This window comes from Candidatus Hydrogenedentota bacterium (genome assembly GCA_035450225.1).
GTDB lineage: Bacteria > Hydrogenedentota > Hydrogenedentia > Hydrogenedentales > SLHB01 > DSVR01.
Genome location: DAOTMJ010000011.1, coordinates 81,357 through 96,520 on the forward strand (window position 1 = coordinate 81,357; position 15,164 = coordinate 96,520).

The 15,164-nt window shown below is 60.6% G+C and carries 11 protein-coding genes and 1 pseudogene; 8 read left to right on the top strand and 4 right to left on the bottom strand.

The features are described from left to right. Positions 1-52: 52 nt before the first annotated feature. From P5540_08645 to pssA, 5 genes are all read left to right on the top strand, one after another. Positions 53-577: a hypothetical protein gene (locus tag P5540_08645; GenBank protein HRT64885.1), complete on the top strand. Its 525-nt coding sequence runs from the start codon at positions 53-55 to the stop codon at positions 575-577. A 22-nt stretch (positions 578-599) separates the two neighbouring features. Beyond that, positions 600-1,511, top strand: a complete 912-nt coding sequence (locus P5540_08650; GenBank protein HRT64886.1) for a sugar phosphate isomerase/epimerase family protein — start codon at positions 600-602, stop codon at positions 1,509-1,511. Positions 1,512-1,595: 84 nt separating this feature from the next. Further along, positions 1,596-2,291, top strand: coding sequence for a DNA repair protein RadC (gene radC, locus P5540_08655; GenBank protein HRT64887.1), 696 nt, complete (start codon positions 1,596-1,598; stop codon positions 2,289-2,291). Then, positions 2,288-2,944 (top strand): phosphatidylserine decarboxylase family protein, encoded by a 657-nt coding sequence (locus P5540_08660; protein ID HRT64888.1) that lies wholly within the window; start codon positions 2,288-2,290, stop codon positions 2,942-2,944. Before radC ends, P5540_08660 begins: the two co-directional genes overlap by 4 nt. Continuing rightward, the gene (gene pssA, locus P5540_08665) at positions 2,941-3,804 is read left to right on the top strand and encodes a CDP-diacylglycerol--serine O-phosphatidyltransferase (protein ID HRT64889.1); all 864 of its coding nucleotides are present in this window, start codon (positions 2,941-2,943) and stop codon (positions 3,802-3,804) included. Before P5540_08660 ends, pssA begins: the two co-directional genes overlap by 4 nt. Here pssA and P5540_08670 read toward each other — a convergent pair. Together P5540_08670 and P5540_08675 are read right to left on the bottom strand one after the other, a co-directional pair. Beyond that, a complete protein-coding gene (locus P5540_08670; protein ID HRT64890.1) occupies positions 3,750-4,940 on the bottom strand; it encodes an AI-2E family transporter in 1,191 nt (396 codons plus the stop codon). The genes pssA and P5540_08670 overlap by 55 nt on opposite strands. Positions 4,941-5,256: 316 nt before the next feature. Then, positions 5,257-6,675 carry a sugar transferase gene (locus tag P5540_08675; GenBank protein HRT64891.1) on the bottom strand — a complete coding sequence of 473 codons (1,419 nt, stop codon included), beginning with the start codon at positions 6,673-6,675 and terminating at the stop codon, positions 5,257-5,259. A gap of 268 nt (positions 6,676-6,943) precedes the next feature. Here P5540_08675 and P5540_08680 point away from each other — a divergent pair, with 268 nt between their 5' ends. Next, entirely contained in the window at positions 6,944-7,144 is a 201-nt protein-coding gene (locus tag P5540_08680) for a hypothetical protein (protein HRT64892.1), read from the top strand. A gap of 1 nt (position 7,145) precedes the next feature. Here the strand turns inward: P5540_08680 and P5540_08685 are convergent, their stop codons facing one another. Then, positions 7,146-8,273: an ISAs1 family transposase gene (locus tag P5540_08685; GenBank protein HRT64893.1), complete on the bottom strand. Its 1,128-nt coding sequence runs from the start codon at positions 8,271-8,273 to the stop codon at positions 7,146-7,148. A 357-nt stretch (positions 8,274-8,630) separates the two neighbouring features. Between P5540_08685 and P5540_08690 the strand changes: the two genes are divergently transcribed. After that, positions 8,631-9,080 (top strand): VanZ family protein, encoded by a 450-nt coding sequence (locus P5540_08690; protein HRT64894.1) that lies wholly within the window; start codon positions 8,631-8,633, stop codon positions 9,078-9,080. Beyond that, positions 9,064-11,835: pseudogene (locus P5540_08695) on the top strand (glycoside hydrolase family 38 C-terminal domain-containing protein). Before P5540_08690 ends, P5540_08695 begins: the two are co-directional and overlap by 17 nt. Before the next feature lie 60 nt (positions 11,836-11,895). On the opposite strand, the gene mfd reads toward P5540_08695, so the two are convergent. Next, positions 11,896-15,156 carry a transcription-repair coupling factor gene (gene mfd / locus P5540_08700; protein ID HRT64895.1) on the bottom strand — a complete coding sequence of 1,087 codons (3,261 nt, stop codon included), beginning with the start codon at positions 15,154-15,156 and terminating at the stop codon, positions 11,896-11,898. Positions 15,157-15,164: the final 8 nt, after the last annotated feature.

Consider the following 15,164-nt stretch of genomic DNA (forward strand, 5'->3'; position numbering starts at 1 on the left):
TCCAAAGTCCTTCCCGTGCTAGAGTGATTTCACAGGGCCGAGGGCTTTTTCAATGACCGGCAAGTCTTTCCTGAATGGTGTGACCCGCGACAAGGAAGACATCCTGGGCCGGTTCCTTTTGGTGCTGGCCGGCACGGAAATTCCATACTGTGTCATCGGCGGTCTGGCGGTGAATGCATACGTTGAACCGGTCGTGAGCCTCGACTTGGACGTCGTCGTCGCGCTGGATCGTCTGGATTCGGTTCTGGCCGAATCGCGCCGGAGTGGATTGACGGCCGAGACCTTCGAACAGAGCGTCAATCTGGAAAGTCCGGATTCCGACTTGCGAATCCAACTGCAAACCGACGGCCGGTACCAACCTTTTCTGGCTCGTGCCGTCGAGAAGGACGTTTTGGGTTACCGGATGCGCGTGGCGTGCGTCGAGGATGTGTTGCAGGGCAAGGTCTGGGTGTATTTGGATGACACCCGGCGGCGCAGTAAGCGTCAAAAGGATCTCGCCGATATCATGCGGTTGGTCGAGGCGTATCCCGCGTTGCGAAACACGCTTCCGGAAGACGTGCGGCGGCTGATGGACTGAGGGTTTGTGAAGGAGACTTGAAATGGGTCATGGGATTTCACGGAGGGGATTCATCGGCGCCGCGGCGGTCGCGGCGGGTTTGGCGACATCGGGCGCGCGCGCGCAGGGAGGGAACATGAAGAAGCCATCGGTCTGCGCTTTTTCCAAACATCTCCAGTTTCTCGATTGGGCGGCGCTGGGCAAGACGGGCAAGGCGCTCGGCCTCGACGGCATTGACTTGACGGTCCGGGAAGGCGGGCACGTCGTTCCGGACAAGGTTGCGGCGGACTTGCCGCGCGCGGTCGAGGCAATCCGCGCGGAAGGCCTCGATGTGCCGATGATCACGACCCGGCTGAACGACGGCGGCGATCCGAATGCGCGGCCGATCCTCGAAGCGGCGGCGAAGGCGGGCATCCGCTATTTCCGCATTGGAGGCTTGACGTACGGCAAGTCGGGAAATCCGCTCGAACAACTCGGAAAATTCACGGACGGCCTGCGGAGTCTTGCGCAACTTGCCGGGGAGTACGGCCTCACGGCGGGCTATCACAATCATTCCGGTTACAACCAGGTCGGCGCGGCGATTTGGGATCTGCACCGGATGATTACGGATGTCGGATCGGAACGCCTCGGATCGAACTTCGACGTCGGCCACGCCGTGGTCGAGGGCGCGTACGGCGCGTGGCAGGTCAATGCGCGGCTGATCGCGCCGTATGTCCGGATGATGGCCGTCAAGGATTTCGTGTGGGACAAGGACAGGCCGAAATGGGCGCCATTGGGCGAGGGAATCGTGAAGTTCGCCGACTGTTTTGCGATCATGCGCGAGGCCGGTTTCGCGGGACCTGTCTCGATCCATTTCGAGTACAAGACGGCATCGAACGATGCCCTGCTTGACGATATTCGGAAGGCCGTCCAAACCCTTCGCGCGAACTTGCGGGAAGCGGGGTACGACGTGTAGCGCGCGGATCGTTTCGGGCTTGTCCGTTTCGTTTCCCGCCCGGGATTGTGCTAGGCTTTCGGGGATTGTGAAAGGGCTGAATTGATGGTGGAGCTGTTGTATCCGTCGGCCGTGCGTGAAATGCCGGAGGAGGATCGTCCCCGTGAGCGTCTGGAGCGGCTCGGCCCCGAAGCGTTGCGCGACGCGGAACTGATCGCGGTTTTGTTTCGCACCGGGACGCGCGAGATGGGCGCGGTGGCGCTGGCAGATGCCGTGATGCGCCATTTCGGCAATCTGCGCGCGGTGGCGCGCGCGTCCATCGAGCAGTTGATGGAAGTCAAGGGGCTTGGGCGCGTCAAGGCCATCGAGATCAAGGCCGCGCTGGAACTGGGCAGGCGACTGGTCGCGCATACGGACAAGGACCGCCGGCGGATACGAAACGCCGAGGATGTGTCGAGCCTGCTGATGGCGCAGTTCAAGGAATGCGAGACGGAGCAGTTCAAATGCCTGTTGCTGAACACGAAAAACGACGTGGTCAAGATCGTTGACGTGGCTTCGGGCAGTCTCGACCACGTCGAGGCGGTCCCACGGGATGTGTTCCGGCAGGCCGTGCGCGACGGCGTGGCGCGGGTGATTGTCTGCCACAACCATCCAAGCGGCGACCCCGAGCCGAGCCGGGACGATCTTGCGATCACGAAGCGGCTGGTCGAATCGGGGCACATGCTGGGCGTAAGCCTCCTGGATCATGTTATATTCGGCGATGGACGCTATGTGAGCCTCGCGGAAAGGAACCTGTTGTGACGAAAGCGTTCAGTGCGTGGCGCGTGGGCGCGCCCTACTATATTCCGGCCCTGTTGCTGGCGCTGATCTTCCTGATCCTGGCGCTTCGCGGCCATCGCTGGGCCTTTGTGGGTGTGGCGGTGTGCCTGGTGTACGGCGGCTTTTCGCTGTTCTTCTTTCGCGATCCCGTCCGCGCGATTACCGCCGCGGCCAATGAGGTGGTGAGTCCCGCGGACGGCACGGTGGTGGCCGTCGAGGAACTACAGGCCACCCCTCATTACGACGGCCCGTGCCGGCGCATTTCGATTTTCCTGTCGGTATTGAGCGTCCACGTGAATCGCGCGCCGTTCGACGGGTCAGTCGTATCGGTCGCGCACACGCCGGGCGAATTCCGCAACGCGATGCGCCCCGAAACGACCGACTGCAACGAGGCAAACGCGGTCCGGCTGGATACGCCGCGCGGCCCGATGACGGTCCGGCAGATTTCGGGCGCGATTGCCCGGCGGATCGTGTGTCTGGCAAAGGCCGGCGACCGGCTGGAAAAAGGCCAGAAATTCGGCATGATCAAGTTTGGTTCACGCACGGAGTTGTACCTTCCGACCGCGGCCGAAGCAACCGTCCGCGCGGGCGACAAGGTCCGCGGGGGCAGCAGCGTGGTGGCGCGATTTCCATGATGAAAATCCGAAGGACCCGAAAGGGCAAGGCGCGCCGGGAACTCAAGCGGCGCCCCATCAACGTGTTGGCGAGCGCGATTACCGCGTTCGGCCTCTACTGGGGACTGGTCAGCATCTTCCTGAGCGCGCGTGAGCGGTATGAACTGGCGGCGTTCGCGATCCTGGGCGCCATTGTCTGCGATGCGCTTGACGGCACGGTGGCCCGCCTGACGAAAAGCACATCCGAGTTCGGCAAGGAATTCGACAGCCTGTGCGACCTTGTCGCCTTCGGCGTGGCGCCGGCGGTGTTGATCTACTTTGCCTATCTGCGCGAGGAACAAATAGCCGGCACGCTTGTGGGCAAGACGGGATCGTTCATGGCCATCGTGTTCGTGTTGTGCGGCGCGTTGCGCCTGGCGCGGTTCAACGTGTACCAGAGCGGATTCCGCGACTCGTTCACCGGGCTCCCGATTCCGGCGGCGGGCGGGACGATCGCGTCGCTGGTCCTGTTCACGGAATACTGGAATCTGCGCGTGGCCTTCTGGGTGCTGGGTCCCTTCACGCTGCTGCTCGCGGGATTGATGGTCAGTCCGATTCGCTACCCGAAGGATCGCATGAAGAAGGGTCTCGTGTTCGAGCCGCGCAACGCCTTTCGCGCGCTGGTGTTCGTCGTACTGGCGATTGCCGCGGTCAACTACATGCTGCTCCATTCGCCGGCGATGGTGTTGCTTCCCCTGTGCCTGACCTATATCGGGTTCGGCATTGTGGACGACGCCTTCACGCGCTGGCGCGCGCGGAGGGGCGTTGCGGGGCCGGCGGCGGAAGATCAACCCTCGGTCGTGCCGTTCACGCCGTCCGAAAACAAGGAAGAAGCCTTGTAATACGCGACGGCCTCGGCAATCAGCACCTTGAGCGTGGCCGCGATGGGCACGGCGAGGATCAGGCCGAGAAATCCCATCAGGCTGCCGAACACCATAATCGAGAGAATAATCCAGACGGGGTTGAGGCCGACCTGATTCCCCACGATTTTCGGCGTGATGTACATTCCTTCAAGAGTTTGGGCAATCCCGAAGGTAAGCAGCACGCCGGCGACATGCCAGTCCAATCCGTGCTGGATCAACGCCAGCGCGATCGAGGGCAGAATGGCCAGCGCGAGGCCGAGATAGGGCACGAAACTCGCCGCGCCGCCCAACAGGCCGATGACGATCCCGAAGGGCACGCCGGACAACCACAGTCCGAACGAGTACAGCGCCGCGAGACAAAGACAAACGAGGATCTGGCCCCGCAGGAACGCGTGCAATTGGTGGTTGATGCGTCCGATGACGGATTCGAGCCGCGCGCGGAAACGGGGCGGCGCCAGTTCGCGCATCGCGTTTACGGAATCGTCAAAAGAAAGAAGCAGGTATACCGTCACAAAACCGAACAGGGCCACGTTTCCGGTAAACAGCAGCACGTTGACCATGCCGCGGCCTATCGTGGCCGCCGCCGCCGCCGCGGTCGTTCCCGCCCAGAATCCCGCCTGCGCCACTTCCGTCGAGTAACGCTTCAGCATGAGGATGGCATTGTCCTTGACAAACGATCCGAGGCGCTCGGCAAGAACCGTCCGGACGCTTTCCTTGTCACCGGGCATCATCCATCCGAGCGTTTCAAACAGCCGGCGCAACGGCAATCGCTCCAGCGCATCGTCCAGCACGTGTGACAGGGCGCCGCTCCTCATGCCCGCCGACGCGGCATCGGCCAAACGATCCGCTTCCCAAAGGATGTTGGGGACAAGAAGGATAGGCACGGCAACGAGCAGACCGGCCATCAGAAGGCCTACTGCGGCGATGGTTATCTCGCGCCGCACCCCGTGCCGGTAACACCAATCCACCACCGGGTCGAGCATGTAGGCAACCACGAAGGCGAGGAACAGCGACGCCAGAATCGAACGAATGGCATAGAAAAACATCCCCGCCAATACGGCTATGCCCACGATGGCGGCCACCCGCATCCATGCGCCGCCGGACATGTGTCTCATTCGTTCAAGGAGCGCCGTGGGCGGAGTTTGGGATTTGAGGTTTGGGGTTTGGGGTTTGCGGCGTGAGGGCTGAGGATTGGGCCGACGGACGTTGGAGACGTCTTGCGTCTTGCGTCTTGCGTCTTGCGTCACAGTCTCCTGACTCCTGTCTCCTGACTCCTGAGAGCTTGTGAATTTATTTGCACAGTCGAAAGCGTAACGCCGAATTCTGATTCGGCCAAGTCGCCAATGCCCGTGCCGAATCGGAATTCGGCGTTACAAACCGTTGCATTGAATTTGTTCACGGGCTCTGATTCCTGACTACTGACTACTGAATTCATGCCGCGCCGCGGCCTTCGATGACAACCCGGAATGTCTTCAGAAGGATCGCGAAGTCCTCCCAGATGCTCCAGGAATCAATGTACCGCAGGTCGAGTTCGACCCATTCCTTGAAACTGAGATCGCTGCGCCCGCTGACCTGCCACAGGCCGGTCATGCCGGGTTTCACGCTGAGCCGGCGGCGCTGATCCCACGTATATTGCTCGACTTCCGCGGGAATCGGCGGGCGCGGCCCGACAAGGCTCATTTCGCCCCGCAAAACATTGATCAGTTGTGGCAACTCGTCAATGCTGTATTTGCGGATGAAGCGGCCTACCCGCGTGATGCGCGGGTCGTTGCGAATCTTGAACACCGGTCCGTCGGCCTCGTTCAGCGTTTCAAGATTCTTTCGCTGTTCCTCGGCGTCGGCCACCATCGAGCGAAACTTGTAGATTTTGAATCGTCGCTGATTCATGCCGACGCGTTCCTGCAGGAAAAAGACCGGCCCGGGCGATTCGAGTTTGATTAGAATGGCCACCAACAGAAAGAACGGCGATAGCCCGATGAGCAGCGACAACGACACGACGATGTCCAACAACCGCTTGAAGGCCAGTTGCGCGGTGCTCTCCGGCACTGTGGACAGCGACAACATCGGAATTTTACCCATGCGGAACGCCCGGCTCGTAGCCAGGCGAAGCGGAAACAGGTCCGCGACCAAGCGCACCGGAACACCCACGCCGACGCACAAATGCGCGATGCTCTGAATGAGTTCGTAACTCGACCGCACCGGCAGGCAGACATGGACTTCATCAACAACCTGTTCCGTCAACAGCCTTTCGAGCGCGCGAAATTCGCCCAGATGCGGCAGGTTGTATTCGCGAAGCGTTTCGACGCGCTGCGGATCGTCCTCGACGATGCCAAGGACGCGGTAGCCGTACCGCGCATGGCGCATGACCTCGTCGAGCAGGTGTTTCGTGCGTGGATTGGCCCCGACAATCAGCACGTTGCGCGGGTTGAACCCCCATTTGCGGAATGTCCAAATCGCGATACGCAATCCGATGCGCGCCCCCCCGATGAACAGCCACGCGGCCACGCCGAAAGAGACGAGGAATGGCGGTGTTGGCCTGTATTGGGTCAGGAACGCCGTGGCAAATCCCGCGAAAATGAACGCCATCACGACGGCCTTCGATATCCCAATCAGCGGGTAGATCAGGTGCTCCTTGCGCTGTGACGCGAACAAGTCTTCGTGAAACGCCGCCGCGAACCACGCCGCCAGAAAGATAGCAACGAAGGGCAATTGGGAGAAAATTCGTTCCAGAAGCGTGCCGCCGGTTTGCGTAAGGGTGATCGCCGCAAGGACAGCCAACAACACGGCTCCCGTATCAGTAACCGCCAGAAGCGCTGTGCGCGTTACTGCATGACGGCTCAATGCAGGCATGCGAACCTCTTTAAGGCCTCCATGGTAACCCGCCACAGGCGATTGCGTCATAAGCCCTCGTTGCGCAATGGCATTCAGACTACCTCAACTGGAAAAATGGTACACCAAGCAGCCCGGGACCGTCAAGGGGATCCGGCGTTTGCTCAAAAACGCAGAAGCGGAGGCATCGGTCCGGGCGGCAAGTGATTACATATCCGGTCGAGGATGATTATTACGCGGTGGAAAGCCCCAGTCTGCCGGGATACATCGGCATGGCAAGGCCGAGGCCATGGCCAGCAGCCGCGAGGCCATTGACTTCTATCTGGAAACCTTGATTGAGAAAGGAAAACCCGTACCGGGATTCACGGGAAGTCGTGATGGTATGCGTTCCTTGCCGGTTGTAAACGGCAAGGAATGTATCGGCGTGCTGCAACGGGCAGGTTTTATTTTGCTGCCCGCCAGTGCGGGAGTCAGGGCAATCGCATTATAAGTCACATCGCCATGAGGATTTCGATCAGGTAATCCATGTCCCAAGCCGCCTGCAATCGTTTTGCCTTGATGCCGCCCTTTCTGGAAGTGTTGGCTTTGATTGCATTGATGGCCAGTCTACGGATGGTCGCGAGGTTTTCGGCGGCATATCCGATTCGTATTCGGCATTGGTCCTCGTTGAAGGCGATATCCAGTACCCAATGCAGGGAGTTTTCCACGCGCCAGTGCGCGCGGATACCGTGGGCGATTTTGCCTATGCCCGGGTCCTCGCTACTGGTGATGTAGTAGCGGTCTTCGACGGAAGTCTCGCCGTTGACGGTGCGGCTGGCCCGGCACATGGCCATGCCTGCGAGCTTGGGCCAGCGCTCCAGCGTTCCCAGTCCCCCGATGTCGTGCGTAAACCAGTACTGCCGTTTTTCGACGCGCCCATGGCCCTTTTCGAGCGATTCGAAATACTGGCAGTCCATGTGGGCGAAGTTGTCGGCCATCGCCGCCTTGAATTCCTGTTCCACGTCTTCGCACAGCGTTTCCTGGTTGCCTTTGACGGCCAGCAGGTAGTCCGCCCCGGCCTCGACAATGGTTTTCGCGATTTCTTTCTGGCACCCCATGGCATCAATGGTCACCAAACATCCTTTGAGGTCCAATGCTTTGACCAACTCGGGGATGGCGGTGATTTCGTTGGACTTGTCGTCCACCTTGGTCTGCCCCAACGCGATGCCGTTTTCCGTCGCCCATGCGCCGACGATATGAATGGCCTGTTTGCCCTTGCTTCGGTCATGGGAGCGGCGGGCCGTCTTTCCATCGATGGCCACGACGCCTTGTACCGACTGGTGAATGGATTGTACCCACTCAATAAAGCATCGCTGGAAAGCCACGGGATCCAGGAGGCTGAAGAACCGTCCGAAGGTGTCGTGCGAGGGGATGCCATTGGGCAATTTCAGGAAAGTACGCAGCCAAGCCTCCTTGGCCTTTCCAAACCGGGCGACATCGGTCCAGCCTTCGGCGCCGGCGATGACGGCGCAAATGGTAATGGCAATGATGTCGTGGAGGCTGTGGCGTTTCTTCCGGTCAAGCCGCGGATCTTCCAGACGGCTGAAGAAGATGGTGAAGGAAGTGTTTTGTGCGTCCATGTGAAGATTCTCCTTGTTAAGTGGCCTGGACGCAATATAGGCAGAGGCATACTTAAATATCAAACTACAACTACTGCCAAATACCCGTTTTCCTCGCGAGAAGAAGGAGGGGAGTATTCGAAGCGATCCGGAAGAAGGAGCGGCGGGAAGAAGGAAGGTTCAGCGGCTACCGGGAGACGCGGGCTGGCAAGCCCGTTTTAATGCGATTGCCCTGGTGCGGGAGTCATGAGATCCTCTATCGTACAAATCCCTATGCTATGATGGGTTGTTGTTCCCGATCGGGGGGAACTCGACCGAGGGACGTTGCGCGGCATTCTTCGGCATGCGTAAATTGACGTTGAGGAGTTTATTCTGCTCGTGATCGGCTGGCCGCTGGTCGGCCCTATGGTTTGCCTAAACGGAAAGAAGTCGTTGAAACTGCATTTTACCGTATTGACTATTGTCTACTGTGCGGGGATTTTCTGGCTGTCGTCGGGCGCGAGTCCGGTGGACCCGACGCCGCTGTTCCCTGGACAGGACAAACTCGTCCATATCGCGGTCTACGGTGGCTTGGCCGCGTTGGTGTCCACCGGCATCCGGCGTTCGGGCAAGCCGGCGTCGTTTGCCAAGCAGTTCTGGGCGCCCGCCCTTTTCGCGACCGCGTATGGAATCTTCGATGAGTTTCACCAACTATTTGTTCCGCACCGATTTTGCGAAGCGGGCGACATGCTCGCCAATGCCGCCGGTGCGCTGCTGATCCAATTCGCGCTATGCTATGGCGTCTGGCGTCTGAACTCCGGGAGGAATTGCCATGAAGAAACCCCATGAAATCCACGTCATCTCGAACACGCACTGGGATCGTGAATGGCTCAACGATTTTCAGGAGACCCGGCTCATGCTGGTCGAATTCTTCGACCGCTTGCTCGATGTCCTCGAAAAGGAACCCGGTTACGACTCCTATCTCCTCGATTCGCAAGCCGTGCCCCTCGAGGATTATTTGGAGTTGCGTCCCGAAAAGCGGGAAATCCTCACGAAACACGTCACGGAAAAACGGCTGTATGTCGGGCCGTGGTACACATGTCCCGAGGCGTTCTGTGTGAACGGCGAATCACTGGTCCGCAACCTGCTTTACGGCCACCGAGTCGCGCGCGGGTTCGGACACGTGATGAAAGTCGGCTATACGCCGTTTTCCTACGGCCAGCCGTCCCAGATGCCGCAGATTTACGCCGGATTCGGCATAGACACCATCCTCTTTTACCACGGCGTGTCGCACGACGACACACCCAACGAGTTCTGGTTCGAGGGGTCCGATGGCACCCGCCTGTTCGCGTCGCAGATGAGTTCCGGAGCCCGGTACAACTTCTATCACAACATCTACCGCCGGATACGCTACGGCGCGCGCATTGACGACCGCGAATACGAATGGGGGCAGGGCGGTCTGCCATTCCACCTTTGCGGCGAGTCACATTGCATGGAGCATCACCTGCTGCTCGATCCGGTAACGGGATTCCACGACGAATATCTTAAGGAGGCATTCCGCTCGTTGCGGGAAGCGGAAATCAAAACGGCCACGACCCGTTTCCTCGCGTTCATGGACGGCCACGACAGCAGTTTGGCCGACGCCGCCACGCTGCGCATCATCGAGGCGGCACGGCCGTATGCCGGCAAGGATATAATTGTCCACGGCAACCTGCCGGACTTGATGGAAAAGATCAAGCGCGAAGCGCGCAACCTGCCCGTCCTGCGCGGTGAACGCCGCGTGCCGAAGCCGATGGGCGCGCGCGTTCATCTATACAGCGACGTGCTTTCGTGCCGCACGCGCATGAAACGCCTGAATGTCCACGCGGAAACGGTTTTGCAGCGCTGGGCCGAACCGTTCGCGGCGTTTGCGTCCACGATCGGCGCTGAATATCCGGCCGCCGCGATCGATCTCGCGTGGAAAACCCTGCTGAAGTGCCACGCGCATGACAGCATCGCAGGCACAGGGGTGGACGACATCGAGCAGGACATGAATTACCGTCTGCGGCAGGTGGTCAACATTTCGCGGGGCGTCAAGCGGCGGGCCCTGCAAGCGATCCAGGTCCGCATCAATCATTCCGGGGCCAAGCCGAACGATATCCTGCTAACCGTTTTCAATCCCTCGCCGTATCCCCGCAGCGAGATTGTTACGGCTACGCTCGATGTGCCGCCAAACGCATTTCCCGCGTTGTCGCTCGTCGAATGCTCAACGCGCTCGTCCGTTCCTGTCCGCGTTCCCGTCCATGTCTTGACGCGCCACCCGCACCATGCCGTCGTCAACCACGCGGGCGACGCGACCGCCATGATGACCTGCGAACGCGTCCGCATCCAGTTCGAAGTCTACGCCGTGCCGGGCCTCGGGTATACGACGTACAAACTCGTCGCGTGCCCGTGTACGTTGCGCGGATCGCTCGTCACCGGCAACAATTCGATGGCGAATGAATTCCTGCATGTGTGGATCATGCCCGACGGCACGCTGCACATCGAGGACATGTTGACCGGTGAACACTTCGACGGTTTGCACTATTTCGAGGACAGCGGGGAGGCCGGCCACGCGTGGATGCACATCGAACCGGCGCGCGACAGCGTCGTCACGACCATCGGGACGCCCGCGCGCGTCACGCTTGAAGAAGACACGCCGTTCCGCGCGCGGTATCGTGTCGAATACACCCTGCAAATTCCTGTCGGACTCGACGAGAACGGCGGCGATCCATGGAAGCGTCTCGACGGCGGCGAAAATAATTCGCGGCGAACGGACGAACGACGCCCGATGACCATCGTTTCGGACTTCACGCTCGAACGCGGCGCGCGCGCCGTCGAAGTCGTCACGCGGTTCGAGAACACGTGCAGGAATCACCGCCTCCGCGTCATGTTTCCGACGTATCTCAAGGCGAAAAACTGCCATGTCGAGAGCGCTTTCGATGTCGTCGAGCGCGAAGTCGTGTTCGGACGCAAAAGTCCGTGGAAGGACTCGAAATCGCCGACCTTTCCGATGCACCGCTTCGTGGACGTGTCCGACGGCAAGGCGGGCCTTGCCATCGTCAACGATGGCCTGCGCGAATACCAAGTCACGCCCGATGAGGATCGAGCCATCGCAATCACGCTCATGCGTGCGTTCGAAGTGTCGCTGACGACCGTCAGTAAACGCTGGGACATTCATCCCGAAATGCCCGGATCCCAATGTTTCGGCGCGCACGAGTTCCGCTATCGCATCGTTCCGCACAAGGGAACATGGGAAAATGCCGGCCTGTTTCACGAATCCGACCGGCTCCTGTTGCCGCTCGAACCCGCCCAAGCCGGCGCGCACGAGGGCGATTTGCCGTGGCAGTTCGGATTCCTCCAAGTGGCGCCCGCAAACGCCGTACTCAGTGCGCTCAAACGAGCCGAAAGCGGCGACGGGTACATCCTCCGTCTCTTCAACCCGGCGAAGGCCGCTCTTCAAGCCGTACTCGAATGGGCATGGCCCGTCGCCAGGGCCGAACTCGTCACGCTGGAGGAACTCCCCGGCGGCGCGATTTTGTTTCGCGGCCGTATCGTGTCTGTATCCCTTGCCCCCGGGAAAATCGTGACCGTCCGGGTGTCCTTCCGCAAATCCAAAAAGAAAGGAATGTCATCGGGGGCGCGGTTAGAATTCCGCGAGGAAAGCGAGCAATTCCCCGGCGCACCGGATCGGATCGTCATGCTGCGCGAGTTCAAAACAGATCGCGGGTCTGCCCCCGCCGGAAAAGGTCACGCGGCGTCCGAACTGTTCGGTGAGCAGCGCCTTGGCCTTGTGGACGATTCGCGGGGACTCAAACTCGATTCGGATTGAATCGCGTGTCGCTGTTATCGTTTTTACGGCGGCGTCGGCGCCGAGGGCACGGACGCGCATGATGTCAATCAACCGGCGCACCGGCGCGGGTGGCTTGCCGAAACGATCCGTGAGTTCGTGGACCATCTCGCGCGCATCCTCAACCGTCGCAATGCCGGCGATGCGCTTGTACAGGGTGATTTTCTGGGCCTCGGAAGGCACATAGGCTTCAGGAATGTACGCCTCGACGGCCACGTCGAACGGCGGCATGACCCGGTGCGCGAGCGGTTCGCCCTTGATCTCGGCCACAGCCTCGCGCAGCAATTGCGCGTAGGTTTCATAGCCGACGGAGACGATATGGCCGTGTTGCTGGCCGCCGAGTATGTTGCCGCACCCGCGGATTTCGAGGTCGCGCATCGCGATGCGGAAACCCGACCCCAGCGTCGAAAACTCCTCGAGCGCTTTCAGCCGTTTCTGCGCGTCTTCGGTGGGTATGCGGTCGCCGGGGATCAGCAGGTAAGCGAACGCGCGGTGCTTGTAGCGTCCAACGCGCCCGCGCAACTGGTACAACTCCGCCAGGCCGAAACGGTCCGCGCGATCCACGATGATCGTGTTGGCGTTGGGAATGTCCAGGCCGGATCCGATAATCGTCGTGCACACGAGCACGTCAATTTCGCGCCGGATAAAGGCCGACATGACTTCTTCGAGACGATGCTCGTGCATCTGTCCGTGCGCGACGGCCACCCGCGCCGCAGGAACGAGTTTACGGATGCGTTCCGCCACGGACAGAATCGTCTGCACGCGGTTGTGCAGGAAAAAGACTTGGCCCTCGCGGCGCATCTCGCGCAGAATGGCTTCCTGGATCAACGACTCGTCGTAGGTTTCGATGCAGGTGTGGATCGGCAGGCGATCGTTCGGCGCCGTGTTGATCAGGCTCATGTCGCGGATGCCGCTCAGCGATAGATGAAGGGTGCGCGGAATCGGCGTGGCGGTCAGCGTAAGCACGTCCACATGTCGCCGCAGCTGCTTCAACTTTTCCTTCTGCGCCACGCCGAATCGCTGTTCCTCGTCTATGATGAGTAGGCCGAGATTTTTGAACGCGACATCTTTCGATGCGAGGCGGTGCGTCCCGATGACGATGTCCACCTCGCCGGATTTGAGCCGCTCGATCGTGGCTTTCTGTTTCTTCGCGGTCTGGAAACGGCTCAGCATTTCGATGCGGATGGGATAGTCCGCCATGCGTTCCGTAAAAGTGGTGAAATGCTGTTGCGCCAGCACGGTGGTCGGCACGAGCACGGCGACCTGGCGTGAGTCCATCACCGCCTTGAACGCGGCGCGGATGGCCACTTCCGTCTTGCCGAAACCCACGTCGCCGCACACCAACCGGTCCATGATCTTCGGCGATTGCATGTCCGCCTTGACTTCGGCGATGGCGCGGGCCTGATCGGGCGTCTCGTCGTATTCAAACGAGTCTTCAAACTCCCGCTGCCACGGTGTGTCCTCCGAAAAAGCGAAGCCTTCCTCGGAAGCGCGGGCGGCATAGAGTTTGACCAATTCCGCCGTCATGTCGTGAACGGCCTTCCGAATGCGCTTCTTGGTGCGCGCCCACGTAGCGCCGCCGATTCGGTCGAGTTTCGGCGCAATGTTTTCGTCCCCGATATACTTCTGCACGAGGTCCACGCGCGTCGCGGGAACGTACAGCATGTCGCCGCCCGTGTAGCGCACGGCGAGGAAATCGCCTGTCTTGCCCTCGAAACGACGGAGTCCTTCATAGCGTCCGATGCCGTGTATTTCGTGAACGACGTAATCTCCGGTGCGCAAATCGCTGAACGCCGTGATGGATTCGCCGGCCTCGAAACGCCGCCGCACGCGCCGGACGTAATGCCGCCCGAATATTTCGCGTTCGCTGAGGACGGCAAGGCGGTCGCTGGTGGACGCAAATCCCGCATGCAGCCGGCCCAATTCGACGCGCAGATCGAACCGGTCATGCCCTGGCCGATACCCCTGCCCCTCAAGCAGTTCAAGCAGCCGCTTGCGTTCGCCCGGCGTGTGTCCAATCAGGACAACCCGGTAACCGGCCTTGTCCCATTCCGTCAATTGACGCCAGAAACCGGCCATGTTGCCTGTCCACCCCGAAACGGCGTGCATCGTGGCCGTAATCCGGCGGCTCGAAGACACGCGATCGTGCGCAAGCTGTGCCAATGACAGGCGCGCGAAAGAATCCAGATGCTTGAGGGCATCGTCCCACGACATGAAAAAACGATTCCCGGCAACCTGGCGTCTGATCGCGTTTGCCTCTTCGGCCAGCGCCAGCGGCTCATCGAGGACAATCAGCGCGTTGTCCGGCAGATAGGCCGTGATCGGCACGATCGCACCGGATCCATCCGCATGGGCTTCGAGCAAGTCCTTTTCCGATCGTGGCAGAATGAACGCCTCCTGGACGGATTCCACGCTGCGCTGCGTTTCCGGCTCGAAGCGTCGGATGGACTCGATGGTATCGCCGAAGAATTCAACGCGATACGGCAGTTCGCTCGAAATGGGGAAGAGATCGAGGATGCCGCCGCGCACGCTGATTTCGCCGCGCTGCTCGACCATCAACTCGCGGCGGTATCCGAGCCGCACGAGTTTGCCTATCAACTCCTCAAGGTCGTGCTCCTCGCCTACCCGCAGGCGAAGGCTTGGCTCGAAAAGACGATCCGCGCGCGGCACATATTGCAGGAGGGCATCGAGCGGCAACGCCACGTGAAGGGGCTTTCCGGCCTTCGACGCCGCAGCCATGCGTTCGAGCGTGTTCATCCGTTCGGCCATGATGTCGTCCGCGGGCGGCATGACGTCCGACGGCAGGACTTCCCACGCGGGAAACAAGGCGCTCGATGATTCGCCCGCGAAGGTGCAAAGGTCCTCGAAAACGCCTTCCGCTTCCGCTCGACCCCGTGAAACGATCAAGAGCGATCGATCGAGCGCGCGCGCCGTTTGCAGGGCCACGATCGTTTTGGCCGATCCCCACGGGCCGACAACTTCGGTCACGCGCGCGCCTTCGGCAAAGGCCGAACACACCGCTTGCGTCACCGCGAGAGGGGGCAAACCGACGGACATACGACAAC

What these genes read in the sequence shown, in the direction of transcription:
- P5540_08645 (HRT64885.1), top strand. Translation starts at nt 53, where the DNA reads ATGACCGGCAAGTCTTTCCTGAATGGTGTGACCCGCGACAAGGAAGAC.
- P5540_08650 (HRT64886.1), top strand. Translation starts at nt 600, where the DNA reads ATGGGTCATGGGATTTCACGGAGGGGATTCATCGGCGCCGCGGCGGTC.
- radC (HRT64887.1), top strand. Translation starts at nt 1,596, where the DNA reads ATGGTGGAGCTGTTGTATCCGTCGGCCGTGCGTGAAATGCCGGAGGAG.
- pssA (HRT64889.1), top strand. Translation starts at nt 2,941, where the DNA reads ATGATGAAAATCCGAAGGACCCGAAAGGGCAAGGCGCGCCGGGAACTC.
- P5540_08670 (HRT64890.1), bottom strand. Translation starts at nt 4,940, where the DNA reads ATGAGACACATGTCCGGCGGCGCATGGATGCGGGTGGCCGCCATCGTG.
- P5540_08675 (HRT64891.1), bottom strand. Translation starts at nt 6,675, where the DNA reads ATGCCTGCATTGAGCCGTCATGCAGTAACGCGCACAGCGCTTCTGGCG.
- P5540_08680 (HRT64892.1), top strand. Translation starts at nt 6,944, where the DNA reads ATGGCCAGCAGCCGCGAGGCCATTGACTTCTATCTGGAAACCTTGATT.
- P5540_08685 (HRT64893.1), bottom strand. Translation starts at nt 8,273, where the DNA reads ATGGACGCACAAAACACTTCCTTCACCATCTTCTTCAGCCGTCTGGAA.
- mfd (HRT64895.1), bottom strand. Translation starts at nt 15,156, where the DNA reads ATGTCCGTCGGTTTGCCCCCTCTCGCGGTGACGCAAGCGGTGTGTTCG.